Origin of the sequence: Cryobacterium inferilacus (assembly GCF_019599185.1) — a bacterium.
Taxonomy (GTDB): Bacteria; Actinomycetota; Actinomycetes; order Actinomycetales; family Microbacteriaceae; genus Cryobacterium; species Cryobacterium inferilacus.
Map to the genome: position 1 here is coordinate 1 of NZ_JAIEUL010000013.1, position 24,614 is coordinate 24,614.

Annotated in this window: 31 protein-coding genes and 1 pseudogene; 15 read left to right on the forward strand and 17 right to left on the reverse strand. The window is 65.8% G+C overall.

All coding sequences use genetic code 11. The features are described 5' to 3' along the window. Window positions 1-618 precede the first annotated feature (618 nt). The 4 genes from K2F54_RS12250 (at window position 619) to K2F54_RS12265 (ending at window position 3,288) form a co-directional block, all read left to right on the forward strand. The gene (locus K2F54_RS12250; RefSeq protein ID WP_220606149.1) at window positions 619-1,227 is read left to right on the forward strand and encodes an SRPBCC family protein; all 609 of its coding nucleotides are present in this window, start codon (window positions 619-621) and stop codon (window positions 1,225-1,227) included. A 50-nt stretch (window positions 1,228-1,277) separates the two neighbouring features. Then, entirely contained in the window at window positions 1,278-1,892 is a 615-nt protein-coding gene (locus K2F54_RS12255) for a DUF4166 domain-containing protein (RefSeq protein ID WP_255577069.1), read from the forward strand. Window positions 1,893-2,164: 272 nt separating this feature from the next. Then, entirely contained in the window at window positions 2,165-2,704 is a 540-nt protein-coding gene (locus K2F54_RS19705; RefSeq protein WP_374107294.1) for an HXXEE domain-containing protein, read from the forward strand. Window positions 2,705-2,799: 95 nt separating this feature from the next. Then, window positions 2,800-3,288 carry a WapI family immunity protein gene (locus K2F54_RS12265; RefSeq protein ID WP_220606152.1) on the forward strand — a complete coding sequence of 163 codons (489 nt, stop codon included), beginning with the start codon at window positions 2,800-2,802 and terminating at the stop codon, window positions 3,286-3,288. 393 nt (window positions 3,289-3,681) lie between these two features. On the opposite strand, the gene K2F54_RS12270 is transcribed toward K2F54_RS12265, so the two are convergent. Together K2F54_RS12270 and K2F54_RS12275 are read right to left on the reverse strand one after the other, a co-directional pair. Further along, on the reverse strand, window positions 3,682-4,074 hold the full coding sequence (locus tag K2F54_RS12270) for a GntR family transcriptional regulator (RefSeq protein WP_220606153.1): 393 nt from the start codon (window positions 4,072-4,074) through the stop codon (window positions 3,682-3,684). Further along, a complete protein-coding gene (locus K2F54_RS12275) occupies window positions 4,074-5,006 on the reverse strand; it encodes a hypothetical protein (RefSeq protein WP_220606154.1) in 933 nt (310 codons plus the stop codon). Before K2F54_RS12275 ends, K2F54_RS12270 begins: the two co-directional genes overlap by 1 nt. A gap of 344 nt (window positions 5,007-5,350) precedes the next feature. On the opposite strand from K2F54_RS12275, the gene K2F54_RS12280 reads away from it, so the two are divergent. Beyond that, entirely contained in the window at window positions 5,351-5,503 is a 153-nt protein-coding gene (locus tag K2F54_RS12280; RefSeq protein ID WP_220606155.1) for a hypothetical protein, read from the forward strand. Between the two features lie 35 nt (window positions 5,504-5,538). Here K2F54_RS12280 and K2F54_RS12285 read toward each other — a convergent pair whose 3' ends face one another. The 4 genes and pseudogenes from K2F54_RS12285 to K2F54_RS19230 all read right to left on the reverse strand — a co-directional run. Beyond that, window positions 5,539-5,850, reverse strand: a complete 312-nt coding sequence (locus tag K2F54_RS12285; RefSeq protein ID WP_220606156.1) for a hypothetical protein — start codon at window positions 5,848-5,850, stop codon at window positions 5,539-5,541. A 48-nt stretch (window positions 5,851-5,898) separates the two neighbouring features. Further along, complete coding sequence (locus K2F54_RS12290; protein ID WP_220606157.1) at window positions 5,899-6,795, reverse strand: MerR family transcriptional regulator; 897 nt, start codon at window positions 6,793-6,795, stop codon at window positions 5,899-5,901. A 472-nt stretch (window positions 6,796-7,267) separates the two neighbouring features. Continuing rightward, window positions 7,268-7,819, reverse strand: a complete 552-nt coding sequence (locus K2F54_RS19225) for a TetR/AcrR family transcriptional regulator (RefSeq protein ID WP_308287640.1) — start codon at window positions 7,817-7,819, stop codon at window positions 7,268-7,270. A 32-nt stretch (window positions 7,820-7,851) separates the two neighbouring features. Beyond that, a pseudogene (locus K2F54_RS19230) lies at window positions 7,852-8,079 on the reverse strand (LbetaH domain-containing protein); the annotation flags it as partial. Here K2F54_RS19230 and K2F54_RS12300 point away from each other — a divergent pair. Continuing rightward, window positions 8,074-8,352, forward strand: a complete 279-nt coding sequence (locus tag K2F54_RS12300; RefSeq protein WP_255577064.1) for a hypothetical protein — start codon at window positions 8,074-8,076, stop codon at window positions 8,350-8,352. The pseudogene K2F54_RS19230 and the gene K2F54_RS12300 sit on opposite strands and share 6 nt — an antisense overlap. A 169-nt stretch (window positions 8,353-8,521) precedes the next feature. On the opposite strand, the gene K2F54_RS12305 is transcribed toward K2F54_RS12300, so the two are convergent. Then, on the reverse strand, window positions 8,522-9,046 hold the full coding sequence (locus K2F54_RS12305; protein WP_220606160.1) for a GNAT family N-acetyltransferase: 525 nt from the start codon (window positions 9,044-9,046) through the stop codon (window positions 8,522-8,524). Between the two features lie 38 nt (window positions 9,047-9,084). Here K2F54_RS12305 and K2F54_RS12310 point away from each other — a divergent pair, with 38 nt between their 5' ends. Further along, window positions 9,085-9,321 (forward strand): hypothetical protein, encoded by a 237-nt coding sequence (locus K2F54_RS12310; RefSeq protein WP_220606161.1) that lies wholly within the window; start codon window positions 9,085-9,087, stop codon window positions 9,319-9,321. Window positions 9,322-9,325: 4 nt separating this feature from the next. Here the strand turns inward: K2F54_RS12310 and K2F54_RS12315 are convergent, their stop codons facing one another. From K2F54_RS12315 to K2F54_RS12335, 5 genes are all read right to left on the reverse strand, one after another. Further along, window positions 9,326-9,778, reverse strand: coding sequence for a hypothetical protein (locus tag K2F54_RS12315; protein WP_220606162.1), 453 nt, complete (start codon window positions 9,776-9,778; stop codon window positions 9,326-9,328). 31 nt (window positions 9,779-9,809) lie between these two features. Further along, window positions 9,810-10,286 carry a GNAT family N-acetyltransferase gene (locus tag K2F54_RS12320; RefSeq protein WP_220606163.1) on the reverse strand — a complete coding sequence of 159 codons (477 nt, stop codon included), beginning with the start codon at window positions 10,284-10,286 and terminating at the stop codon, window positions 9,810-9,812. A gap of 20 nt (window positions 10,287-10,306) precedes the next feature. Continuing rightward, window positions 10,307-10,672 carry a GntR family transcriptional regulator gene (locus K2F54_RS12325; protein WP_220606164.1) on the reverse strand — a complete coding sequence of 122 codons (366 nt, stop codon included), beginning with the start codon at window positions 10,670-10,672 and terminating at the stop codon, window positions 10,307-10,309. Then, entirely contained in the window at window positions 10,669-11,586 is a 918-nt protein-coding gene (locus K2F54_RS12330) for a hypothetical protein (RefSeq protein WP_220606165.1), read from the reverse strand. Before K2F54_RS12330 ends, K2F54_RS12325 begins: the two co-directional genes overlap by 4 nt. 186 nt (window positions 11,587-11,772) lie before the next feature. After that, the gene (locus tag K2F54_RS12335; RefSeq protein ID WP_220606166.1) at window positions 11,773-12,183 is read right to left on the reverse strand and encodes an arsenate-mycothiol transferase ArsC; all 411 of its coding nucleotides are present in this window, start codon (window positions 12,181-12,183) and stop codon (window positions 11,773-11,775) included. 127 nt (window positions 12,184-12,310) lie between these two features. Between K2F54_RS12335 and K2F54_RS12340 the strand changes: the two genes are divergently transcribed. The 3 genes from K2F54_RS12340 (at window position 12,311) to K2F54_RS12350 (ending at window position 14,524) form a co-directional block, all read left to right on the forward strand. Next, window positions 12,311-13,345: an NYN domain-containing protein gene (locus K2F54_RS12340; protein WP_220606167.1), complete on the forward strand. Its 1,035-nt coding sequence runs from the start codon at window positions 12,311-12,313 to the stop codon at window positions 13,343-13,345. A 76-nt stretch (window positions 13,346-13,421) separates the two neighbouring features. Continuing rightward, window positions 13,422-14,075: a class I SAM-dependent methyltransferase gene (locus K2F54_RS12345; protein ID WP_220606168.1), complete on the forward strand. Its 654-nt coding sequence runs from the start codon at window positions 13,422-13,424 to the stop codon at window positions 14,073-14,075. Window positions 14,076-14,098: 23 nt separating this feature from the next. Next, window positions 14,099-14,524 (forward strand): hypothetical protein, encoded by a 426-nt coding sequence (locus K2F54_RS12350; RefSeq protein WP_220606169.1) that lies wholly within the window; start codon window positions 14,099-14,101, stop codon window positions 14,522-14,524. Window positions 14,525-14,567: 43 nt separating this feature from the next. Here the strand turns inward: K2F54_RS12350 and K2F54_RS12355 are convergent, their stop codons facing one another. Together K2F54_RS12355 and K2F54_RS12360 are read right to left on the reverse strand one after the other, a co-directional pair. After that, window positions 14,568-15,476: a DUF1963 domain-containing protein gene (locus K2F54_RS12355; protein WP_220606170.1), complete on the reverse strand. Its 909-nt coding sequence runs from the start codon at window positions 15,474-15,476 to the stop codon at window positions 14,568-14,570. Between the two features lie 263 nt (window positions 15,477-15,739). Then, entirely contained in the window at window positions 15,740-16,324 is a 585-nt protein-coding gene (locus K2F54_RS12360; protein WP_220606171.1) for a DUF6578 domain-containing protein, read from the reverse strand. Window positions 16,325-16,500: 176 nt separating this feature from the next. Here K2F54_RS12360 and K2F54_RS12365 point away from each other — a divergent pair, with 176 nt between their 5' ends. The 4 genes from K2F54_RS12365 (at window position 16,501) to trxA (ending at window position 21,841) form a co-directional block, all read left to right on the forward strand. Then, window positions 16,501-18,891: an ATP-binding cassette domain-containing protein gene (locus K2F54_RS12365; protein WP_220606172.1), complete on the forward strand. Its 2,391-nt coding sequence runs from the start codon at window positions 16,501-16,503 to the stop codon at window positions 18,889-18,891. A 57-nt stretch (window positions 18,892-18,948) separates the two neighbouring features. After that, window positions 18,949-20,466 carry a Kelch repeat-containing protein gene (locus K2F54_RS12370; protein ID WP_220606173.1) on the forward strand — a complete coding sequence of 506 codons (1,518 nt, stop codon included), beginning with the start codon at window positions 18,949-18,951 and terminating at the stop codon, window positions 20,464-20,466. Window positions 20,467-20,502: 36 nt separating this feature from the next. Beyond that, window positions 20,503-21,375: a class I SAM-dependent methyltransferase gene (locus tag K2F54_RS12375; protein ID WP_220606174.1), complete on the forward strand. Its 873-nt coding sequence runs from the start codon at window positions 20,503-20,505 to the stop codon at window positions 21,373-21,375. Between the two features lie 76 nt (window positions 21,376-21,451). Then, window positions 21,452-21,841, forward strand: a complete 390-nt coding sequence (trxA, locus tag K2F54_RS12380; protein ID WP_220606175.1) for a thioredoxin — start codon at window positions 21,452-21,454, stop codon at window positions 21,839-21,841. Between the two features lie 12 nt (window positions 21,842-21,853). Here the strand turns inward: trxA and K2F54_RS12385 are convergent, their stop codons facing one another. Then, window positions 21,854-22,252: a (R)-mandelonitrile lyase gene (locus tag K2F54_RS12385; RefSeq protein ID WP_220606176.1), complete on the reverse strand. Its 399-nt coding sequence runs from the start codon at window positions 22,250-22,252 to the stop codon at window positions 21,854-21,856. A 201-nt stretch (window positions 22,253-22,453) separates the two neighbouring features. Here K2F54_RS12385 and K2F54_RS12390 point away from each other — a divergent pair, with 201 nt between their 5' ends. Next, on the forward strand, window positions 22,454-23,776 hold the full coding sequence (locus K2F54_RS12390) for an AAA family ATPase (RefSeq protein ID WP_220606177.1): 1,323 nt from the start codon (window positions 22,454-22,456) through the stop codon (window positions 23,774-23,776). Here K2F54_RS12390 and K2F54_RS12395 read toward each other — a convergent pair. After that, complete coding sequence (locus tag K2F54_RS12395; RefSeq protein ID WP_220606178.1) at window positions 23,770-23,919, reverse strand: hypothetical protein; 150 nt, start codon at window positions 23,917-23,919, stop codon at window positions 23,770-23,772. The two genes, K2F54_RS12390 and K2F54_RS12395, sit on opposite strands and share 7 nt — an antisense overlap. An 8-nt stretch (window positions 23,920-23,927) precedes the next feature. Next, window positions 23,928-24,596 (reverse strand): CG0192-related protein, encoded by a 669-nt coding sequence (locus K2F54_RS12400; RefSeq protein ID WP_220606179.1) that lies wholly within the window; start codon window positions 24,594-24,596, stop codon window positions 23,928-23,930. Window positions 24,597-24,614 lie beyond the last annotated feature (18 nt).

The following is a 24,614-nucleotide window of genomic DNA, read 5'->3' on the forward strand; positions in this document are numbered from 1 at the left end:
CCGCCAAAGCTGCACTCCGCTATCGGATGACGACACTATGTCCCTTCAGACCTCCCGGATCGAAACCTGAATCTGACCGGAGAACGAAAGGGGCGCCATGACGGCCGGCCATATTTCTGAGCAGCAAAGGCGTAGAACCGTTGTCCCGTATCTTTACGATGCTTTTTTGTCAATCCGACCGCCCGTAAGACGGTGGTCATACGGGCATCAACGGAGTTGGGCAGAACCAAGTGCCCGTTGAAGGATCGTCTTGCGGGCACCCGCATGGCACTCCTCGAGCGTTCCGGTGTCTCATAACCTAAGTGCCTCGAAACCCATGGGATATGCGATAGCAGGTCGCCCTGCCACGCGACTACGGCAGGTACTGGTCTCGCATCTTGCGACCAGTCTCTCGTCCGTCATCCTGTGAGTGAAAACGTCTAGTTTGAGATCGCCGAACTCAGGGGCTTCCACGATGGAGCTTTGATGACCTGGCGCCCAGCCGCGGGGCAGCTTCGACGACTGGGCCCGACCGCAAAACTTCCGAGAAGGGGTTCCGAGAGCGACACTGCCCGAGCCGCATTTAGGACACGCCACTCAGGGCCGGGGAAGTGCCGCTCGGTATAGCAAGCTGGCCTCATGGGGGACAAAGCGATCTATGTCGAGATCGACATCAAAGCCGACGTCGACGGAGTTTGGCAACTGACACAAGACCCAGGTCAGCATCCGCGCTGGGATCTCCGATTCAGCAGCATCACACCCGTCGCCAACCTTCCGGCCGGCGGAAACCGATTCATCTACCAGCGGCGCACGCTGCTCCATACGATCACGGGAACAGGTACCTCTCTGGGGGAACTACAACGACCAGACGGAACACGCACCTCCGCGCTTCGGTTTACGACCAGTGACAGGCTCTCGCCGCTCCGGGCAGGTCGGGGTTACTGGCGTTACATTCCCACGGCCAACGGGACGACCTTCATCACCGGCTTCAACTATGAGCCCGGGTGGGGGCGACTGATCGACAGGCTAGTCATGCGCCGCCTCATCGGTTGGATGACAGCGTGGAGCTTTGACCGTCTACGCATCTGGGCTGAAACGGGCACTCCACCGGAGCGGTGGCCAGTGGCATCCGTGCTCACGTTCTGGCGGTCGGACCGGCCCCAAGCCTCACGATGCCAGCGGACCCCGGACTTTGGAAACGCAATGACTCAGGCCCCAGCGACCCTGCAAACCTTGGCGGAACCGTGACGTCAATATTTCAGCGTGCGATGGGAGCTGACTTCGACCGGTTGCACCCCATGCTGCAGCGTCGTTTCGGGGTCGGACTCGATGCCGGCTACGGGTGCATCGGTCGCGGCACCATGGCGCACATCAAGCGCGGACCCTGGTGGACGATCCCGTTCCTCCGCGTTGGGAAAATCCGCAACATCCTCATCCCCGATCTGGGCACAAACGTACCGTTCACCATCGAGAACTATCCATACCGCGACCCGTTCGGCCGGGAAACGATCACCTTCGTGCGCGAATACCGCGTCCGCCGCAGGCCAAGTCGGTTCGATGCAACCATGATCCTGAGTGACGGCAAGGTACTCGATTACCTGGGCACCCACCAGCATCTGGCCGTCGACCTGGACCTGTCGGTCGAACGCGACGGGTCGCTGCGCTTGCGCTCTGATGCCCAACGCTTCTACGAGGGTCCTGTTGCGTTTAGATTCCCCCTGCTCTTCAGCGGTCGAGCCGAGCTGCACGAGTCCTTCGATGACGCAAAGAACGTCTACCGAATTCGACTCGAAGTGCGAAACGATTTCTTCGGGTTCCTCTTCGGTTACGAAGGCGAATTCACCTGCGACTTCGTCCCAGCATCCGACGCACCAGACCGCCTCAAGCCGCGCCGCCATGAACGGCGCGTCTAGACAATCCTGGACGAGTCGGGTTTTCTCGGCCATGACACGAACTCGCCCGCACGAGGTTCAGCTTTCGGGACCGAACGTATCGGCTAGCGCTGGAACTAACCCTCATCACCCGAAGGAGTGTCTCGTAACCTGCGCGCCTCATAACCCATGGGATATGCGGCACCAGAAACCGCCTGAATCGTCGCTGATTGGCTCGGCAAGCCAGAATCGTTCGTCCTCGGGTTGCTCCTGTCGCGCAGTACGATTCCCCCGTGAAGACAACACCCGTTGGCATGCGAACCTCCGCAGCATCGCTCTTCATTGCGTGGCTGATACACGATGCAGAGGAAGCGGTCACGTTCCCGGCTACATCAAGGATCATCGCCGCGCGGTTGGGATCCTCCCGCATTCTGGTAACTCCGGCCCAGTCCGTGATCGCCATTGCTTTAATGGGCTTGCTCGTCGGAGGGGCGTGCGTTCGGGGTATACAGACCAACGGCAAATCACGACTGTATCGCGCTGTCACAGCGGGCTTAGAAGCGCATGTGGCCACCCACGTCCTGGCCTCCGTTGTTCTCAAGCGATACACCGCCGGACTGGTTACCGCACCATTCGTAATGCTGCCAGGGGCCCGGATCTCCCGCGCCGCCCTCAGGCGCAGCGGCACGCCTCTCGCCGCGCGCGACACCGCGCGAGGAGCTGCCCTGATGTTGAGCGCAGCTCTTGCATCTCATTTCCTCGCCAGACTTACATGCCCCGGGTCCCGAACTTCATCGAGACTGTCACGGGCCACCACCCAAGAGCATTTGTCTCGTAACCTGATCGCCTCGTAACCCATGGGATGTGAAGCACCGATGATGCGACCTGCTGCCGCCGGCCCGCGATAGATCTAGCGGACGTGCGCCGTTCACGATGGGATGATCGTGGAATGGAACTCATCGACATGTCGGGAGCAGCCCGGCTCGTTCTTCATCCGGTGAGCTACGAGTTCGAGAATGCCATCGGCAACGTTTGGGATGACAACTGGCTAGTCATCGCCGGTGAGGTCGCATGCGAAGGACATGAATGGTCTTTTCAAGAGCCCTCTCTTCTGGTCGACGAGGCAGTTGAGATCGCGAATTGGCTTGAGCGGGTTGCAACTCGGGTCGAGGCACCCACCAAGTCAGATCCGATCGGGACCGTCGATGCGTCGCTTGCATTCGTTGAGCCGAACCTCGCCTTCAGCGTGCTCCGCTACGGTCAGGACACAGCCGTTATTCGAGTTCACTTCTCAGCGGAGTCCCTCCCACCAGATTATTTTGAGCGAGTAGCCGAAGCCGCAGACCCAATCTTGGCTGAAATGCAGGTCACCCTCGCGGCTGCTGCCAGCGCCGCGGTTATCTGGCGCAAGCAAATTGCTGCATATCCACGTCGCTGAAGGATGAAACCATCCCGCTCGAGTGCCCTAGCGCCGCGACTCACGTCACCAAATCGTTCGCGAGATGTCTCGAAACCTAACTGCCTCGTAACCCATGGGATAGGAGACGGAGGAGATCGCCTATTCACGCGACGAGCGGCAGGTAACTTGTCTCGTTTCCTGCCCTGTCTCGCATCCCTAGGGTTACGCGACAACTGGATAGCGTGTTGGAGCGCATGACGCCCCGTCGTCCGGCTCAATTTCGGGACAGTCACGGGTGGGTGTCGGCAATTTGGCAGCGTCCGAACCGCCGACTTCCAAGACACTGTCCAATGAAGGTCCGGCTTGTGGGCGGCCACGTTAGCTGGCCGCCAGCCACAGACTTACGCCGCGAGGCAACGCATCGCGGTGGGCTCACTGATCGGTGCTGTTGAGGGGGTTCTCAGGTGCTCGGTCAGCGCCAAGGGCTGCTAGCGCCAGGACGATCGCCTCCTCGTTGCTAAGTCGCAGCGTCCGCATTTGTTCCGCGAATATCGCAGCTGCTAGTTGTGCTCTTCGCTGCACGGCATCGCCGTGCGTGGAAACGAATGTGCCATGCCGTCCCCGGGTCTCGACAACGCCTTGACGTTCGAGCTCGCGGAATGCCCTCGCCACCGTGTTCGGTGCCAAACCCAGGTCGCTCGCCAGCTTGCGTACGGTGGGAAGCCGTGTCTGCGGCGGAAGGTCCCCGCTTCGCACCAAGTCCAGGATTTGGACCCGTATTTGTTCGAAGGGCGGTACGGCGGAACGAGGGTCTACGACGAGCATCAGTTACTGCCCAACCCTGAATGGGGATGCGGCGCGACCAGGTTCGGCCAGAGCCGGTGGCGGAAATGCGTCTGCGCGGCGCCAAAGCTGAAAATGGCGAGGACAACGAAGAAGCCCAACGTGAACAACTGCATACCCGCACCGGTGCCCCAGCCCGTTCCAGCAATCGCGTCAATTCCTTCCAATATCGCGATCCCGGCTGCGCCCACAGCGAGCCAGGCGACGATTGTCTCGAGCAGGAGCAATGCCCGAAAAGTCTCGGCGCGAAACGCGTCATCCCACGCGAGTTCGAGCTCGTCCGCAGCCGGCTGGGTCTGTTGCAGGATTCTTCGTTCGACAAACTTACCCACTGCAAAGACGATCACTGCCGCTGTCAGGAGTGGAAGTGTGCTGCTCCGGACGAAGGTCGCCGGATCGATCACCCCCACCCAACTCAACACTGCTCCACCCACATTGAGCAGAACAGCAGTGACGACAAGGGCAGGGGCCACTCGCAACCGCCACGGGCTCACGTAGTCGCGCATTGTGGTGGCTGTTGCCCTCGCGAGGCGGGGCGCGTCAGCACGTCGCCGGAACAGCGAGTAATGCAGGGCGACACCGACGTCGAGCGTAGTCATTGTCGTCATTACCGCGGGAACCACGAACAGCCAGATAAACGATGACGACGCAAGGGATGGGTTGACGAAGAGAACTAGAGCGACCAGGAATAGGCCGGCCAACTCACCAACGAACATCGCTGACGTCCGGGTCCGGATCCGACGCCGGGCGGCCGCAGCTACGTTGTCGGCTTGTACGGGTAGACCGACCGCCTGCCAGAATCTGAAGAAGAGTTTCTGTTGGTACCTATCGGTCTGCAGCATGAAAAGCGTGACGCCAGCGAGCAAGGCGAGCACTCCGATAATGAGCCATGTCAGGGTGAGGGTGAAGTCCATTGCCGCTCCATTGTTTGCGTTCTGTATCAACGTAGCATTACAACGAACACCACGGTACCGGCAGTCCGCAAACCCCATGCCGCGGTACGAGTGGTCGTTGCTGCAGCGCGGCAAGAGTGGGGCGCCTGGTCGCCGGCGCCCGCAAGGGGTTCCGCCTTCGATAAGCCTGAGATCTAGGCGCCGCTTAGCTCGCCTGTCGCGGTCCGATTCACGTGCGAGGTGTCTCGTAACCTCAATGACTCAAAACCCATGGGATACGAGACGACGTGATCTGAGAATTCCACCCAACTTCCGCGCCGCCAGCCTTTGGCCCGGTGAAACGCGTGTGCACTACCGTGGCTGCCATGCTGACACTTACAGTTCTGCAAGCAGACCTAACCGGAGGTGTGGCCACTGTCGGCTATGCGCTTGGCGGCATAGGCGTCGTATTAGCTGCGACCCTGGTCTACTTCGGCATTCGGTTGTTTCGGACCAAGAAAATGAATCGCGTCGACTGACCTGAATTGACCAGAGCTCGCGAGCACGTCACGAATCAGCCCGGATCTGATTCGGGCCGGGTGAGGCTTATCGTGAACGAGGTTCCCCCGGGCCGGAAGTCGCCAGCCAGACGGACGTCGCTCGTCGCATTATGGTCGGCGATCTCCACGAACAGCTCGAACAGCCGTTCGCCCTTGGTCGTGTGCAGCCAAGTTAGGACTTCTTCGATTGAGGTGGCACCCGTAATCCGTTGCGGATCGTGTCGCGCAGGTTGTTCGATATCGTCGCCAGTCCAGAAGCAGACCCAGTAGACAGACGCCTCTTCCTGGTGCGCATCAAAAAAGGACTCATCCCATTCGACTTTCACTTGACCTCCTTGTTGGGATCGACGGTTACCTCCCCGAGCGCGGTGTGATTAGGGCGGCGGCGCCGCCGCGCCGAGTTGAACCGCCAGCTCCATGCTTCGCAGGCGGGCCGGGGAGAAGTCATAGGGCATGCTCCGGATGATCTCCGCCGCGCTCCTCACTCGGGAGCCCTCCGCCGGGTTGGGATCTGGCGCCAGGTCAGCGTCCTCGGGCGGGTGCAGCTCGTCCCAGGCGTCGAAGATAGCGTCGTCCTCCTCCAGCTGACCGGATTCCTCGATGACGCGCATCAGCTCGGTCTCGAAGGCGTGCCGCTCGGCCGCCACCTCCGCCACCCGGGGGTCGTCGACGGCGACCGTGTCGTCCAGGGCCTCCTCGGCGGCGTCGACGCGGTCGGACTCGGCGCGCAGCTCGGGATCGAGGGCCAGAGCGAGGAAGCGGCCGGCCTGCATGACGGCGCCGAGCGGCCCGAAAATCCGCTCGGTGACCAGCAAGACGTCCAGGTCGTCCTGCCGCAGCGAGCCCTCGGGCGCGCCCTCGAGGCGGCCGGAAACAAGATCGTCGAGCAGTCCCAGCCGGCTGCCGAGGGTCCGCATGCGCTGCACCGAGGCCCGCTTCCGCTGCAGCTCGGCCTCCTGCGCGGCGAGGGTGTCCTCCAGTCGCGCGAGGACGCCTGCGATCTCGTCCTCGCCGTCGGCGCCGCTCGGGGCGGTGCCGTCGAAGGCATCACGGATGTCGTCGAGGGCGATCCCGGCGTCGGCCATGCGGCGGATCCAGAGCAGCCGGATGATCTCCGCGTAGCCGTACCGGCGGCGGCCGTCGCTGCCCCGCTCCCGCTCGGGCAGCACGCCGACCTGGTGGTAGTGACGAATCGCCCGGGGAGTGATGCCGACGAACGCCGCGGCGTCACCGATCAGGACCTCTCGGGGCGGGGTCGGGAACGGGTGCATGGCAACCTCTCGGATTGGGACGGGACGGGCTTCCAGCAGACCACATGACGTTACGGCAGGAGCAACCCCCTCTGACACAAAACGCCGGCACCGCAGCTGATCGGGTGGCTGCTCAGAAGCGCTGCCCGCGCTCAATCGCGCGAAGCTATGTCGGCCGGTTCCAAACCGTACGTACGGAGTGGGTCTTCTCCGTCAAGAGTGATCGATGTCGACGGTGCCGGGTCGAACTCCGCAGCGGTCCGCGGGTGAGTTCCGTTTCCCGAATACACGTCGCGGAGCACACTCGCTGCGGCACCGACCGGGGCTGCTGCTTCACGCAAGCGCCGGCGGCGAACTCCCCTGACGACGATCACCAACGCAAGAGCGACGCCGAGAGCGACGATAAGAATGGCATCGGACATCTGTGTCCCCCGATCAGCTGTGTATCTGCTCAGTGCACCACGTCCGCGTTGGATTAGCAACGAAGAGTGCATCAAATGGTGGTGATGCGCTCGATCGCGGTCCGCACCTCGACGGCCCGGTCGGAGCGATCTCTTTCGAGCGCGAGATGTAGGGACAGACCCTCAATCAGCGCGTCCAACAGTCGTGCGGTGAGCGGATCGAAATGGCGTTCGAGCGCCGCACGAGACCGCCCCATCCACGCACTGGTGAGCGAACGAAACTTCACGTCGCGGGCCGCGAGGGCGTAAAACTCGATGGTGAGAACCAGGTTGCGATCGCTGTCGAAGAGTTCAGTGATCAACCCAACCAGCGCGGCCACTGCGGCGTCTCGGTCGGCGGCTCTGCACATGACCGCCTCGAACTCATCGGCCACGTGGTCTGCGAAGCGGGTGAACGCCGCGGTCAGCACATCGTCCATGCCATCGAAGTGGTACGTCATAGACCCAAGCGGAACATCCGCTGCGGTCGCAATCTTGCGGTGAGACACTCCCGCCACCCCCACATCAGCGATGATGTCGAGAGCAACATCGATGAGTCGGCCGCGGCGGTCCGGGTCGGGTCGGCGAACGGGGGCCTGCTTCACGACACAGCTCGGATGACGCGGGCAGGGTTTCCGGTCAGGAGTTGCACGTTGGGACCGATCTGGCAGTCCTCGCCGATCGTGATGCGCGCCACGTCCAACGCGGTCAAGTTGAAGTTCACAAACGTGCCTGCACCGATGAAGGTGTTCTCCCCGTAATCCACCGACAACGGCGGCTTCACTTCGGCGCTCTCTCCCAGGGCGCCGAGAAGCTGCACCAGCACGTCCCTCGCGTCGTTGTACGACAAGATATGGGAATGGATCGCGCGTCAAATCACCTGATCGCAGGGCTCGAGGAGCCATCGGGCACGCGCACTCGTCGCCTACTTCGTCGGGCGTGGGCGCTGGTTCGTGCATCATGGGGCGACGTCGAGATCGACGCCGACCTGGTCATCCGTCGGCGCGCGAGCGGAGCCGAGATTCTCCGCACAGCCGCTGACCTCGGCGACCCCCATCTGCTTTTGGAGACCGTGCGCCGCGACCTCGAAACCAAGACCGTCGATGAGTTCGTGCGCGAATGGCGCGTCGTCGACTGAAGCTCAGCACGCCAGGCGTCGCGCCACCGGTTCGGCTACGCCCTCACCTCGCCGGCTCCGCGCTCGCTAGCCGCCTGAATGCTCAAAGACTTCGAAGCCCGATATAGTTCCGGGCGTACTGCGCCCGATCGCGGCGAACCGCCTGGTTGACTGGGCAAGCCCTGAGCAATCACCGTGAGTCAGGAATCTGACTGACCTCGGAACGGAGATCGCGGAGCATGACAAGCTCCCGGTCGCCGTCCGGCACTCCATTGCCGGGCTTCGGCAGCTCGACGAATCCATTGCGCTCGTAGGCTCGACGGGCCGCGAGGTTGTCATTCATCACAGACAGAACGAGCGTGGCCGCACCGTTTTCTGCCGCCCAGTACGCGATCTCGGCGATGAGAGCGCTGGCGACGCCCTTCTCTCGAGCCGAAGGGTGCACCCACATCGAGATCAGCTCGGCGCGCCCGGACGAATCGGTCGCCGGCGTGCCGGTGGCCATGCCGACCGCGGAGCCACTGTCGACGTCGACGGCCAGCAGATCGATCGCTCCCGGAATCGACAATCGATTCCGCCAGCGATCTTCCGATGCGTCCGCCCACTCGTCGAGCCGAGAACCGAAGGCACCGGGTGAGTCTGTGAGCGCAGCGAGCCTTACAGCGCGCCAGAGCCGCCAGTCGTCGGCGGATGCGGTGCGCAGCTTGGTGCTCATGCCCCGACCATACCGACTCGCGCTCGGTACCATGCAGGATGAGGACCCTGACGGCAGCAACATCCGTTTCTATCTGGCTGAGCATCATCAGCGCGGTTGTTCTGGGTGCGGTGCTGCTCTACCTGTTGGTAGCGGGGCAGGGCCTGGGGCTCAAGGTGAGCAGCCTGGACGGGAGCGGACCGCAGTGGCCCTTCACGGTGGCCTGGTGCGCGGGGGCGGCAGCGTTAGCCTTCGCTGCGGTGGCGATAGCGCTGGGCGTAGCGCGTCGCGGCTGAGGCGTCAGTCGAAAATTGTGTCAGCGAGCGCTCGGGGGCTGCCGGCCACCACGTCCACAACCACTCGGAGTCCGGATGGCGACCGCAGAGCAGAGAGCGTGTGTACCCATCGCTCCAGCGCCACCGCGTCGTTTCCCTCAGACAACATGACCTCCAGAATTCCCCTCCTGGGAATGGGGGCAACGCTGAACCCGACCTTGCCGCCAGTCAGTTCCTTCACCTGCCTGGCCATCGCCGCAGTCTCTGCCATCGCCTCGTTGAGCGGATGCCCTACGTGCTCGACAACTTCCACGGGGAGGCCCGGCGCCTTCAAGCGACTAAGCGCGTCAGGCGGCGCCTGAGCGGCGAACGCAACCATGAAGCCGTGCTCCGTGTAATCGGAGTAGGAGAAATCATCCGGAAAGAGCGCCATCACATCGGAGATCGCTGCGGACGCAGCCTCTCTTGCTGCCTCCATGACCTCACCCCCTCCGTCAAGGACGGCTGCGTCAGCCGAGCTTGAGGAGCATCGTATCCGACCCGCCGTTGCGTCCCACGACGCGGAAACCCGCGCGTTCGTAGAGGTGCCGGGCGTTGTTGCCGTCTTCGACGCTGAGGCTGAGCCGCTCGAGGCCCCGTGACTGGGCCAGGGCGATCAGCTGCGCGAGCAGCGCCCCGCCGATCCCCCTCCCCCGGAATCCTTCGAAGGTTGTGATGCTCAGCTCCGGGGTGTCCGCGTCGACGAACCCGTAGCCGGGCTCGTCCTCGGGCAGGAAGACAAGCCAGGCGACCGCCCGGACGGTGCCGGCGTCGTCGTCCACCAGGCCGAAGTCCCGCTCGGCGGGAAAGGCCGTGTAGTAGTGCGCGATGTCCGGCATGCCGTCTACGTCGTCGAACGTGAACCGCGACGCGTTCCAATTCATATTGGCGAGGGTGGCCTGTCGAAGGAGCGGCCGGTCATGGTCGGTGAGTTCTCTGAGGGCCATCTCGCAACCGTAGCAACGCACTATCGGCGCGGGTCGTCCTCCGGCCAGATCGCCCGAATAATGCGGATGGTGTCGTCCAGCCCGGTACCGGCGCGGGTGCTGGTCGCGGCGAGGTGGCGGGCGGCGTCCAGTACCGGTCGCGGTGTCGTCGCCGCGCTGCGGCTAACCCGGGTTCCTCCCCCGGTGCGGGCCGTGAGGTAGCCCTCCGCTTCCAGCGCTTTGTACGCTTTCGCCACCGTGCCCGGAGCCACGTCGAGGTCCTTCGCGAGCTGACGAACCGAGGGCAGCCGTTCGTCGGCGGCGAGCAGGCCGGATGCGATCAGCCCGCGGATTTGATCGCGGATCTGCTCCGTGGGAGGAGCCGAACCGGACAGGGTGATGATCATGATCTGGAAAGGATCGGCGCCGGCCGCCTCGACGGAATCCCGGACAGGGCGACCGCCGCCCACAGCGCGAAGCCGAGCGCCGCGGCGACGCTGGACGCCCAGTTGAGCGCCGGTTGCAGGGCGGCGAAGTCGGTCCAGAACACGACCGCTCCCTCCGAGGTGGAGAACGTGGAGCGGACCGAGGCTGTTCCGGCGAGTGACCCGAAGATGAGTCCGAGGTGCACAAGCAGAGCACCCGTCGCGATCAGCAGCACGTTCCGGGTGCGAACGGTACGGATGCGCACATCCTGCTCCCGGCCACGGTCGAGGGCGGGCCGGGAGATGAGGATCAGGTCGAGGATGACCAGCGCAATCATGAGCGTCAGGTAGACGAGCGCGGGTACGGAGTAGAACCAGCCGTAGATGCTGGTGCCCATGCCTCGTTCGCCACCGAGGTCAACGGAATACATGGTGTACTGGCCGGTCACCTCGTCTCGTTCCGAGGCGGCGCCGGCCGCCACGGTGAGAGCGAGAATGAGCGCGAGGACCGCCGCCGGGGTGATGAACCACCAGCCGCGGGCGAAACTCACCGCCGTGCGGGGCGTGAGGTCCGCGGCGCCGCGCCCGCTGCGGGTGCGGATCGGGAATGCCAGCAGCACCAGGCCGACAATGCCGAGCCAGAGCGGAATCGCGAACCGGTGGTCGGCGTACCAGCGCCACAGGTCACCCGGGAGGTCGAGCTGCAGAGCAAGCGGCCCCGATATCAGCCGCTCCGCCAGCCCCACGAACACGAATGTCAGGCCCGCGGCCAACGAGAATGCGCCCAGGCGACCGCGGGGCAGCCCGTTTCGGCGCCCCCGAACCAGCCACCACACCGTCGCGAGAACAAGGCCCGCAGCAGCGGGACCTAGAACAATGAGATACAACCACGCCATCGGTACAACCCCCTCCCATTTGTATCACTCAAACAATACACACATGTATCACTCAAATGACACATTCGAGCTCGGGTTAGCGCAAGCCGGCCGCCCTGGCTCGCGTCTTGATGGCCAAGCTCGACGGTCGTGACATCGGGGCGACGTGGCGTGCGGTTTCCGCTCAGTGCTCTACCGACGGGCGCTCTACAGTCGGGTGCGGAGCTCCTCGACCCGGGTGCGAATGTCATCGCGCACCAGGCGCATCCGCTCCATGCCTTCAATGCCGCGCTCGGACGGCTCGTCGGTGATCCAGGTCTCGAAACTCGTTCCTGGCACCTCGTCGACTTGCGCCTCCGACCCGAGGATCACGACGACGTCGGCGTCTGCCACCATCTGGGCGGTGATCGCCTTCGGGTGTTCGTCACCGATACTGATCGCCAGCTCGGTCAAGGACTCCACCGACTGCGCATTCAGGGCCGCCCCGGGCTTCGTACCCGCCGACAACACCTCGACCGTGTCCCCCGCCGTGGCTCTCAGCAAGGCTGCGGCCATCTGTGACTTGCCGCCGTTCTTCTGGCAGACGAACAGAACTCTGGGGATGCGGGGCTCGATCATGACGCAATGGTACCGAGCGCGCCTGACCTCAGTAAGCGAAGGTCAAGTTGCCCTCGCCGCGCCGCGGGCGGCAGACTGGAAGCACGGATCGCTATTGAGTCTTCCGCCTGTGGCTAAGGAGCTCACCATGACTGAACCGAACGACGCACGTGTCGGCCTCTACATCGACTTCGACAACATCGTCATCTCGCGCTATCAGCAGCTGCACGGCCGCAACGCCTTCCAGCGCGACGGCATCCGCAACTTCGACAAGACCAGCCGGGATGCCGACCCCGAAGTCGCCGCCCGCCTCTCCGCCGCGACGGTGGACTTCAACGCCATCATCGACTTCGCCGCCTCCTTCGGCACTCTCGTGGTCAACCGCGCCTACGCCGACTGGTCGGTGCCCGTGAACGCGAGCTATCAGCGCCAGCTGATGAGCCGCGCGGTGGACCTTACCCAGCTGTTCACCACCACTACTCGCGGCACCAAGAACGGTGCAGACATCCGCCTGGCCGTCGACGTGGTCGAAGACCTCTTTCGCCTGCCCGACCTCACCCACGTGATCATCATCGCCGGCGACTCCGACTACATCGCCCTGGCCCAGAAGTCCAAGCGCCTCGGTCGTTTTGTCGTGGGCATCGGCGTCGCCGGCTCCACCAGCACGTCGCTCGCCGCCGCCTGCGACGAGTTCGAAGACTACGACTCGCTGCCCGGCATCGAAAAGGTCGCCCCCTCTCCCGAGGCCGAGTCGACCCGCACCGACAAGCGCAAGGGCGGCCGTCGCGCCGCTGAGCCCCTAGAGGTGGAGGCCGAGGCGGAGCCCACCCCGCCCGCGAGCGCTGCCCGCAAGTTCACCACCATCCCGATGTTTTCGCACACGGATGACGCCTCCTTCGACGAGCAGGAACCGGCGGACGACATCGACCCGCAGACTGTCGCGACCGAGCTGCTGGTGCGGGCGCTGCAGATCGGCCACGCCAAGGGCGACGACGACGAGTGGTTGAACACCGGCACGGTCAAGAACCAGATGCGCCGGATGGACCCCTCGTTCAACGAGAAGCCGCTCGGCTTCCGCTCGTTCACCGACTTCCTCTCGTCACGCAGCGACGTGGCCGAGCTGGCCGAAGACGGCTCGCAGCGGCTGATCCGCTACCGCCCGAAGAGCGACTCGGGCCGCTGACGCATTGGCGAGGGCCCGGGTTGCCGGTTCGGCAACCCGATTGGGCGCTACCGCCGGAACGCTACAGGCTGCTGTCATGGATCACACTCACGACGCCGCAGACCACCGCCCGCCCCGAAATCCCGGGGAGAATCAGGCGCAGTGGGACCAGCGCTACTCCGAGATGGAGAAGCTCTGGAGCGGCCAGCCCAACGGAGTGCTCTTGGCTGAGACCCGCGGGCTGACCCCGGGTCGGGTTCTCGACGTGGGCTGCGGCGAGGGCGCCGACGCACTCTGGCTGGCCGAACAGGGCTGGGACGTGACCGCACTGGACGTGTCGCGGGTGGCGCTGGACCGTGCCGCGCACGAGGCCGACCAGCGGGGCGTGCAGCTGCGCTGGGTGCACGCCGGACTCGTCGAGGCGGCGCTGCCACCGGCATCCTTCGAATTGGTCTCGGCGCAGTACCCGGCGCTGCTACGCACGGCTGAGAACAGGGCCGAGCACGCGCTGCTCGACGCCGTCGCCGTCGGTGGCGTGCTGCTGATCGTGCATCACCCCACCCCCACCACCGCGGAGGCGAGTGCACACGGGTTCAATCCCGACGACTACGTGAGCCCGGCCGGAGTCGCTGCGCTGTTGGGCGAAAACTGGCTTCTCGAGGTGAACGAGACCCGCCCGCGGCACGTGGCCACGGGCGCAGGCTCGCACCACACCGCGGATATGGTGGTGCGCGCACGTCGGCTGCGCTGAGGAGTCCCGGCATAATGGTAGCCGTGACCATACTCCCGCGCCTCACCTGCGTGGCATTCGCTGCCGCCGCCACCGCCATCCTTTCGTCCTGCTCCACGGCGACGTCACCATTTCTGGAATCCTCCGACGGCCACATCGTCGTGGTCTCCGAGGACGGCGGCAGCGGCGGCGGCCAACAGGCTCTGTTCGAGGGGTCCCTGGCCTGGGGTGATGCAGGCTGCATGACCACCACCTTGGGAGCGCACCTCATCGTGTTCCCGAAAGGCACGACAATCGACGACAACGACGAGATCGTGCTGCCCAACGGATTCCACATCCGGGCGGGCGACGAGGTCGGGCTGGGCGGAGGATCCAGCTCGCCCGATGATGCCAAGAGTAAGGCTCTAGAGGTTCCCGAGGAGTGTCTGACCGACGAGATCTTCTATGCCAGCGGCGAGGTCGCCAAGTAAATCGGGTGAGGTGCTGGGGTGGCTGCGCCGCTGTCGGGGCAGCTCAGGTGCCGCGGATGAAGCTCACGACCTGACCGAAATCACGAGCGGCCAGATCACTCTCGCGTATCCAGATTTCGAGCCGTGCGTCGTCTCCGAAGACCCCATCAAAGGCAGTATCGCCGCTGACATCGAACAAGAGGATGTGGCGGTCCCTCGGCGAGCGCAGCGGCAAGTCTGCGTCCAGCACGTTCCGGGTCTCCGCCGAGGCGTCGAAGTCGAACCATTGGCTGCCCAGCATGCGGCTCGAGGTGGGTAGGGCTTCGTCGAAGGGGTCTGGCCTGGCGTCGCCTTCTCGATACCAGGTGGCCTCGCGTGCGATCGTGTCCGCCCGCGTCTGCAACGCGATGACTTGAGCGAAGGCTTCATCAGTCGTCGCGGCAGGACCGAAGCGGAACGCCGGGAGGACCTCCATCGAGATTCTCCTGACCGGAAACAGCGCCTCGCCGTCAGCTCGACTTCGTTGGGCCAGAAGCGCTTCAGGAACGTAGAGAACGGTCGCCCCGCCGCCAGGGATATGAGAATCGGTACGGGAGTCTCCGGTGGTGGTGTGGAACACCTGCAGCAGCCCCTCGGTCGGCATGACTGTCGTGGCAATGAACGCGTGCACGGCGGTGGCCTGGCACAGCGTGCTGAGGTCGATCTGGAGAAGGAACACCGTGTCGGGCCGGTCCCACGGCCCTGCGGTCGGCAGCCCGCCCATTCGCGTCAGATCGTGCTCCGACTCGTCGGGGTGCGTGTCATCCGCGGCGTAGAGCGAAACACTATCGGGATCTCCGTCATGGTCCACGAGGTAGATCGCGGGAACAACCTCGACCTGGTCTGCGGTGAGCGACACGCGCGGGTCAGAGAGGATTGCCTCTGCCTCGGGCGGAAGCTCGTCGAGCGGCACGAGGAGCAGCTGGGCGAGCATCCGCCGGTCTCGTGCGTTCACCACCCGCGGGAGGGCCCGCCGCAGCTCCGCCATTAGCTCGGCATCGTGGATGACCGCATCCGCGGCCCGGTTCCACCGGGTTTGCAGAGCGTTCCACGCCGGTACCGACACCGCGAGCGGATCGACGAGCGGGTCGTACCTGCGGAGTTGATCTTCGGCTGCACGCAGGTGGGCGAGGGTTGCGCTCGGGATGTCCCACAGTGGATCAGCCGCGCTCTCACCGGTCCCAGTGTTCGTACTCATCAGTCCTCGCGCAGGTACACGATGAAGCCGGAGACGTTGTCCTCGCCCATCGGCGGCAGATCGACGGTGCGCTCGATCCGGGTGGTCCAGGCCTGACCTGAAGCCGGCACCCAGCCGCCGCGCTCCTCGGGGTCGGTCGACTGCTGCAGCGGGCAGTGCACCACCTCGATGCCCACGACAGTTCCGGCCACCGTTGCAAGCACGGGGTTCTGCTCGAGGGCTTCGGCATAGAGATCGAGTTGCAGCTGCACCGCACGCCGGTCGCCGAAGAGGCGGGTCAGCCACGGCGCATCCATGGCCACGAGTCGCCAGTCGACTCGGTCACCCACACCGACGTCGAGCCGCACCTCGGCGACCTGCCACTCGGTGAGCCACACCGGCGTGCCGGCCGGCGGTGGCGCCTCCTCGTCGGGAGTCCCCTCCGGGCGGGCACTGCTCGCGGCCCGGTCAAACACCGGCACGGCCGCACCGTGCAGCGCCGCAAACTGTTCGCGGGTCAGCACGGGCTCGTGGCTACCGGAGAACACGGCCCCGGACAGCGGAGCGTAGGCGGCCCAGCCGGTCTGCTTCTTGTTCTCGTCCATCTGTCGTCCTCCCCCGATGAAACGAGACTAGACCGTGGCCGCCGACCCGACGCATCCGTTTTTGGGCTGACGCACGGCCGGCGAACCCGACGTATGCTCGGAACTGGTTAGATCGAGCCAGGCCGCGCGCCGGTTGACGTGACCGTGGCCGCTCCACCCGCAAGCGAAGGACGACTATGGCCACGAGCACGAGCACCGACACGCAACAGGCGCCACCGCAGGTCGCCGACAGCCACGACCTGATCCGGGTGCAGGGCGCCAGGGAGAACAATCTCAAGGACATCAGCGTCGACATCCCCAAACGCCGCCTGACGGTGTTCACCGGGGTCTCCGGTTCGGGCAAGAGTTCGCTGGTGTTCAGCACCATCGCCGCGGAATCACAGCGGATGATCAACGAGACCTACAGCGCCTTCCTGCAGGGCTTCATGCCGTCGCTGGCCCGGCCGGACGTCGACCTGCTCAGCGGCCTGACCACGGCGATCATCGTGGACCAGGAGCGGATGGGCGCCAATTCACGCTCCACGGTGGGCACGGCCACCGACGCCAACGCGCTGCTGCGCATCCTGTTCAGCCGGCTCGGCCAGCCCTATCTCGGCGGACCGCAGGCGTTCTCGTTCAACGTCGCCTCGATCTCGGGCGCCGGCGCGGTGACCATGGAGAAGGGCGGTGTCACCACCAAGGAGCGCCGCAGCTTCAGCGTCACCGGCGGCATGTGCCCCCGCTGCGAGGGCATGGGCAAGATCAACGACATCGACCTCAGTCAGCTGTACGACGACTCGAAGTCGCTGAACCAGGGCGCGCTCACCATTCCCGGCTACACCGCGGATGGCTGGGGCGTGAAGATCTTCACCGGCTCCGGCTTCCTCGACGCCGACAAGCCGATCCGCGACTACACCAAGCGGGAACAGCACGACTTCCTCTACAAGGAGCCGGTCAAGGTGAAGGTCGGCGACATCAACATGACCTACGAGGGCCTGGTGCCCAAGGTGCAGAAGTCGATGCTCTCCAAAGACCGTGAGGCGATGCAGCCGCACATCCGCGCATTCGTGGACCGCGCCGTCACCTTCGCCACCTGCCCCGACTGCGGCGGCACCCGGCTGAGCGAGGGCGCCCGCTCCTCCCGCATCGACGGGGTCAACATCGGCGATGCCTGCGCCATGCAGATCAGCGACCTCGCCGCCTGGGTGCGCAGCATCGACGACCCGTCCGTGGCCCCGCTGCTGGCCGCCCTGCAGCACCTGTTCGACTCGTTCACCGAGATCGGACTGGGCTACCTGTCACTCGACCGCCCGGCCGGCACCCTCTCCGGCGGTGAGGCGCAGCGCACCAAACTGATCCGGCACCTCGGCTCCTCCCTCACCGACGTCACCTATGTCTTCGACGAACCCACCATCGGCCTGCACCCGCACGACATCCAGCGCATGAACGAGCTGCTGCTGCGCCTGCGCGACAAGGGCAACACCGTGCTGGTGGTGGAGCACAAGCCGGAGATGATCGCCATCGCCGATCACGTCATCGACCTCGGCCCCGGCGCCGGAACGGCCGGCGGCTCGGTCTGTTACGAGGGCACCCTGGCGGGCCTGCGCGCCAGCGACACCCTCACCGGCCGGCACCTCGACTACCGGGCCCGGGTGAAAGACACCGTGCGCACGGCCACCGGCGCGCTCGAGATCCGCGGTGCCACGGAGCACAACCTGCAGGATGTCGACGTCGACATCCCGCTCGGCGTCCTGACCGTGATCACCGGTGTCGCCGGCTCGGGCAAGAGTTCCCTCGTGCACGGTTCGATTCCCGCCGGCGCGGGGGTGGTGTCCATCGACCAGGGCGCCATCCGCGGCTCCCGGCGCAGCAACCCGGCCACCTATACGGGCATGCTCGAACCGATCCGCAAGGCCTTCGCCAAGGCCAACGGGGTGAAGCCGGCCCTGTTCAGCTCGAACTCCGAGGGCGCCTGCCCCAACTGCAACGGCGCCGGCGTGATCTTCACCGACCTCGGCCCGATGGCAACCGTGTCGACCACCTGCGAGGTGTGTGAGGGCAAGCGATTCGACGCATCCGTGCTGGAATACAAGCTCGGCGGCCGCGATATCAGCGAGGTGCTCGGCCTGTCGGTGACCGACGCCGCCGAGTACTTCGGCACCGGCGAGGCCCGCACCCCGGCCGCGCACGCGATCCTCACCCGGATGGTGGACGTGGGACTGGGCTACCTCAGCCTGGGCCAGCCGCTCACGACCCTCTCCGGCGGCGAGCGCCAGCGGTTGAAACTGGCCAACCAGATGGCCGAGCAGGGCGACATCTACGTGCTGGATGAGCCCACCACCGGTCTACACCTGGCCGACGTGGAAAATCTGCTCGGCCTGCTCGACCGGCTGGTGGACTCCGGCAAGTCGGTGATCGTGGTCGAACACCATCAGGCGGTGATGGCGCACGCCGACTGGATCATCGACCTCGGCCCCGGCGCGGGCCGCGACGGTGGGCTGATCGTGTTCGAGGGCACCCCGGCGGCGCTCATCGCGGACCGGTCCACCCTCACCGGTGAGCATCTCGCCGCATACGTGGGCGGCTGAGGGAACCGGTCGGGCCGCATCGGACATTCCTGGTTACCGAGTGTCTGAGGGGTCACGATGAAACGGATCAGCCGCACAATCAGCATCGTCGGGCTGCTGGCGCTGCTGCTCTCGGGGTGCTCAGCCCCTCCGGCGGCCGCGCCGAGCCCGACCGATGCGGAGTTCCCGATCTTCACCGACGGGGTGCTCACCTACGAACGGGTGGAGCAGCCCGGCGGCGGCTACTTCTCGTTCACAGCCCTCTTCGTGGGCACCCTCACCTTCGAGAACGGCTGCCTGCTGGTCGGCGGTGATCCGTATCTCTTTCCCGCCGATCTCACCAGCTGGGACGGCACCACCCTGACGGTGGACGGCCTGGAGTACCAGGTGGGTGACAAGATGGCGGCCGGTGGCGGTCAGTTGCACGACGTGGTTCTCCCCGATGAGGTGCGGGAGCTCTGTGGCGAGAACTCTCCCGTTCTCGTGGGCAGTGTTCAGGAGGAGATTCCGGATCCGATCGGTCCACCGGACTTTCCGACCGATGAGGCCTGGGGTGAGCTGCCGGAGAGCCCCCTGTCGGCCCGGCGGGACAGCGTCGGCGCCTGGGTGCGCGACCGGGTCGTGATTGTGGGCGGCTGGTCGGACCAACCCTGCCCCGCAACCGCGGACTGTGCCGTCGGCGAATCAGCCCAGCGCACCGGTGCCAGCTACGATCCGGTTTCCGGCGAGTGGGCGCCGATCGCCGAGGCGCCCATGCCGGTGAGCGGGAACAATATCGCCGTGTTCCAGGACAACCTGTATGTCCTGACCAGCGACGTCTTCGCCGGCAGCAGCACCCCCACCTTCCTGCAGTACAACATCACGACGGATGCCTGGAGCACCCTGCCGTCCCCACCCGACGCCGGCACTCTCGTCGCGGCCGGTGACCGGGTGTTCGCCATCCCCGGGTCCGATGAGAACGGTGCCGTCGTCGATTCGGTGTTCTTCCCCGACTCCGGCGTGTGGGCGCCGCTGCCAGACGACCCGCTCGGCCCCAGCTACGACCGCACGGGCGTATGGCTGCACGGCACGCTGAAGCTCAGCGCGAAGTCCCTGGCCAGCACGGGCGCGGACGGCCCCGCCGTGGTGCGCATAGCCACCTTGGACAGCAACCTCAGCAGCTGGTTCTCGCAACCGGACAGCGACATCATCGGAACCGGCGCTGTGGCCGCCGGCGATCGGGTGGTGTTCCCGTTCTATGGCACCCAAAACGGCGGCGAAGTGAACACCTGGGACCGCCCCTACGCCAACGGCGGCATCTTCAATCCGGCCGACAACACCTGGAAAGACCTTCCGGAGCTGCCCGCGGGCACCGAACTCGACGAGTACGCGCACGGTCGGCCGCCGCAGGTCATCGGACACGAGGTGCTGATCGGCGGGAGGCTACTGCTCGACCCGATGGCGCTGACCTTCACCGAACTCCCCGAGCCGACCTGGGCCCCGCGCATCGAGGCAACGGTGATCACCGGGTTGGACAGCATCCTGGTCTGGGGCGGGGTCAGTTACGAGGACGGCGTCGGCGTCAATCACGCGGACGGCTACCTCCTGGGCCTCTGATCGGGTATTCTGGCAGGCTCGCCAACGCCGGGCAGAATGAGGATCACCGTGCAGAACGACACCGTGCAGGACGACACCGTGCAGGACTATCTGGACACCAACCGGGCCAACTGGGATGACCGGGCCGCGGCCCACGCCGCGCGCACCGGCCTGGGCTACCAGGTGCAACGCTACGTCGAGGATCGCGCCCTATTGTCGGACGTCGTGCGCTTCGACCGCGACCGGCTGGGCGACGTCGCGGGGCTGCGCACCGCGCACCTGCAGTGCCACATCGGCACCGACACCCTGTCTCTGGCCCGGCTGGGCGCCCGAGTCACCGGGCTGGACTTCTCCCCGGTGTCCGTCGCCGAGGCGCGCACGCTGGTGACCGAAACCGGCGACGCCGTCGACTTCGTCGAGTCGGATGTCTACTCCGCGCTCTCGGTGCTCGAACCGGGCAGCTTCGACCTGGTCTACACCGGCATCGGCGCGCTCTGCTGGCTGCCGAGCATCGACCGCTGGGCGGGAGTGGTGGCCGGGCTGCTGGCGCCGGGCGGGCGCCTGCACCTGCGGGAGGGGCATCCGATTCTCTGGTCGATGGACGAACGCCTCGATGACGACCTGCACCTGCGCTTTTCGTACTTCGAGCAGGAGAAACCGCTGGCGTGGGACGACGACTCCACCTACGTGAAAACGGACCGGCCGATGACGGCGACCAAGACCTACGAGTGGAACCACGGACTCGGCGAGATCGTGACCGCTTTACTCGGCGCCGGGCTGACCCTGACGATGCTGGTTGAGCACGACAGTGTTCCGTGGGAGGCTCTTCCCGGCCAGATGGTGGAACGTGCCGACGGCGAATTCGCTCTCGGCACCCTCGCCGGGGTGGCGCCGCTGTCGTACACGATCCAGGCGACAAAGTCGCTCTGAGCGCGCTCGGAGCATACTCCCAGGGGTATCTGGCAGACTCTATGAACCGTTCGACCGATCAGGCAAGGAGACCTGCATGAGCACCATTGACGTGACCGACACCACCTTCGCTGACACCCTGGCGTCCAACGACATTGTCTTGGTGGACTTCTGGGCCGACTGGTGCGGCCCGTGCAAGCAGTTCGCACCGACCTACGCGGCCTCCTCGGAGCAGCACCCCGACGTCACCTTCGCCAAGGTGGACACCGAGGCCGAGCAGCAGCTCTCCGCGGCCGCCGGCATCCGATCCATCCCCACCCTTATGGCCTTCCGCGAGGGCGTGCTGGTGTTCTCGCAGCCCGGCGCACTGCCGCCGGCCGCCCTGGAGCAGGTCGTCACCGCGGTGAAGGCCCTCGACATGGAGGACGTGCACCGCAAGGTCGCCGAGCAGAAGGCAGCCGCCGCCGAGGCATCCGCTCAGGCGTGACCTGACGCGGGCCTACCGCGCGCCGTATTCCTCCTCGGTGACGTGCTCGCCCCAGGTGGTCTCTGTGCCGTCCGCGACGGCCTCCCACATGGCGAGGTGCGCCATGAAGTCGGTGGGGGTGGCGCCGTGCCAGTGCCACTCCCCCGGCGGCGTGTAGATCGTCTGGCCGGGGTGGATCTCGATGATCTCTCCGCCGCGCACCTGAATCAGACCGACGCCCTCGGTCACGTGCAGGGTCTGGCCCACGGCGTGGCTGTGCCAGGCGGTGCGGGCGCCGGGCGTGAACCTGACCGTGTAGACCCGCATCCGGCTCGGCTCGGGTCGGGCACCGGCTAAGACGTCGAAGAATACGTCTCCGGTGAACCACTCGGTTGGACCCGTGGCGGTGTTCGACTTCGGCTGGATTTCCATCTCTCGCTCCTTCTGTCGCTGTTGCGGCGACACCTCGACGCTAGGGCGGGGCGGATGCACGTGGGAGGCCCTGTCAGGGCACCTCCCAGGAGTAGCCCCCATCGGAGCCTCGCATTCGCTAGCCTGAGCACCATCGACGATGCGGGGGCGGAACACGTGGACGATCAGCAGACAGCATTCCTGGAGACGGTTCGTCGGTTCATGGACGAGCTCATCTTGATTCCCCGGCCACAGGCCGAGACCCTCACCCCGTTGGGCGAACTGGTTCAGGACTTTCTCCAGGCCGACGTCACCGCGCTGCCGCTGGTCACGGAGGACATCCCGTCACACCGACTCGTCGACGCAGACCTGGCTCTGGCCGAACTGGATGCCGAACCCACCGCCGTCGGGGTGACCGGCGGCCAGCAGCGGGACCATTCGTCGTTTCCGGAGCTGCTCAGCAACGCCTTCGCGCGCTTCGCCCCCGGGCCGGTGGACTACATCTCGGTTGCCACCTCGCCGACGACCGAACGCCGGGTCGTCGCCGTCGGTGTTCGACTGCTCACCGTGGACGGGCACCGGGTCGCGGTTCTGCAACGCAACGCCCACCCGGAATTCGGCCGCAACAGCGCCCGACTGGAGATAGTCGCGGCGGAGGACGCCGGTGCCGTGGCGCTGCTCAGCGCCCTGCGCCGCCTGATGCTCGAGCGCAGTGTGCTTCGGGGCCAAGTGATTTCCTTCAGCGGCAACGACTACGGGCCCGGCGCGGCCGGGGTGGACTTCCTGCCTCGCCCCCAGGTCTCGGCTGCCGATGTGGTGCTGCCAGACGGCGTCCTGAGCGACATCGTGCGACACGTCGTGGGCATCGGCCTGCACCGTGATGCTCTGCGTGCCGCCGGTCGACACCTCAAGCGCGGCGTGCTGTTGTACGGCCCGCCCGGATCGGGCAAGACCCTCACGGTGCGGCATCTGTTGAGCTCGACACCCGACACGACAGCTGTGGTGCTCGCGGGCAACAGCATCCGTTTTGTCACCGAGGCCGCCGAACTCGCGCGGGCGATGCAGCCGGCGATCGTGGTGCTCGAAGATGTTGACCTGATTGCCGAAGACCGCAATCTGTCACACGGCCCGCAGCCGCTGCTGTTCGCCATGCTCGACGCCCTGGACGGTCTGGATGGCGACGCCGACGTGGCTTTCGTGCTCACCACGAACCGGGTCGAGGTGCTTGAGCATGCCCTGGCCGACCGACCGGGCCGGATCGACCTCGCCGTCGAGATCCCCCTGCCCGACCTCACGGCCAGGCATCACCTGTTCGAGTTGTACGCCCGGGGGCTACCGCTCTCGGCGGGTGCGGTGGCCGAGGCGGCCGATGCGGCCGACGGTGTCTCCGGTGCCTTCGCCAAGGAGCTCATGCGGCGCACTGTTCTGCTCGCGGCCGAACAGGCCCGCCCGGTCACGGACGACGACCTGCGGGCCGCTGTGGCTGCCCTGCTAGATTCCCGCAACACACTGACCCACCAACTGCTCGGCGACGCTGGTCAGTAGCCGGGCACGACGATCGCGAGTTTGCAGCGCGGGCAGCGATGGCAGGACTCGAGCCCCTCCGCGGTGTCGATGCCGTCGGGGGTCATCTCGGTGCCGCAGGCCGGGCACGGTGGGCCCGGCTCGTCGAGGTGATCGTCGTCCATCAGTGCGGTTACTGCTGAACCTCGACCAGCACCAGGGCGCCCAAGGTCGGCTGGCCCGACCAGGTACCGGCGAGCACCTCATGGGTGACCGAGTCGGCAGCCTGGGCCGCCAGCACCTCGTCGTCACCGAGCACCCGTGCCACGAGGATCCGCAGCGACCCCGCGGTCACGACCGTGACGGCCGGTTCCTGCTGGATGCCGATGTCGGCAACAGCGGGCGGGGTGACGGCGGCGCCACCCGGAGTGCCGCTGCCGGCCACCACGGCGGTGGGCTCACGCACGGTCATCTGGCCGTCGATCTCAACCTGCAGTTCGGCCTGACGGCCACCCGTCAGTGCGGCGGTCGCGACGGCCGCGAGGTAGGCGGGGTCACCGGTGGCGTCGTACACCCACCGCTCCCCCAGCACCGAGTGCTGCATGGTGGTGATGAGGTAGTCCTCAGCGCCGGCCAGCGGGGCATCCCGGTAGGTGACGGGCACCTGCAATACCGGGCCGGAACCGGCCGTGATCAGGATCGTTTCGATGCCGACCTGCCCCTCGGGGTCGTCGAACCGGTAGGCGCCGACGTTGGTGACCGGCTGATCGGCGTCGCCGACGAACCAGGGCTGGGTGGGCGCCCACTCGGTGAGGAGCTCGATCTTCGTGGGCGTGATTTCGGCTGAGTAGAGGAGGGCCATGCCTCCGATCCTACGGGC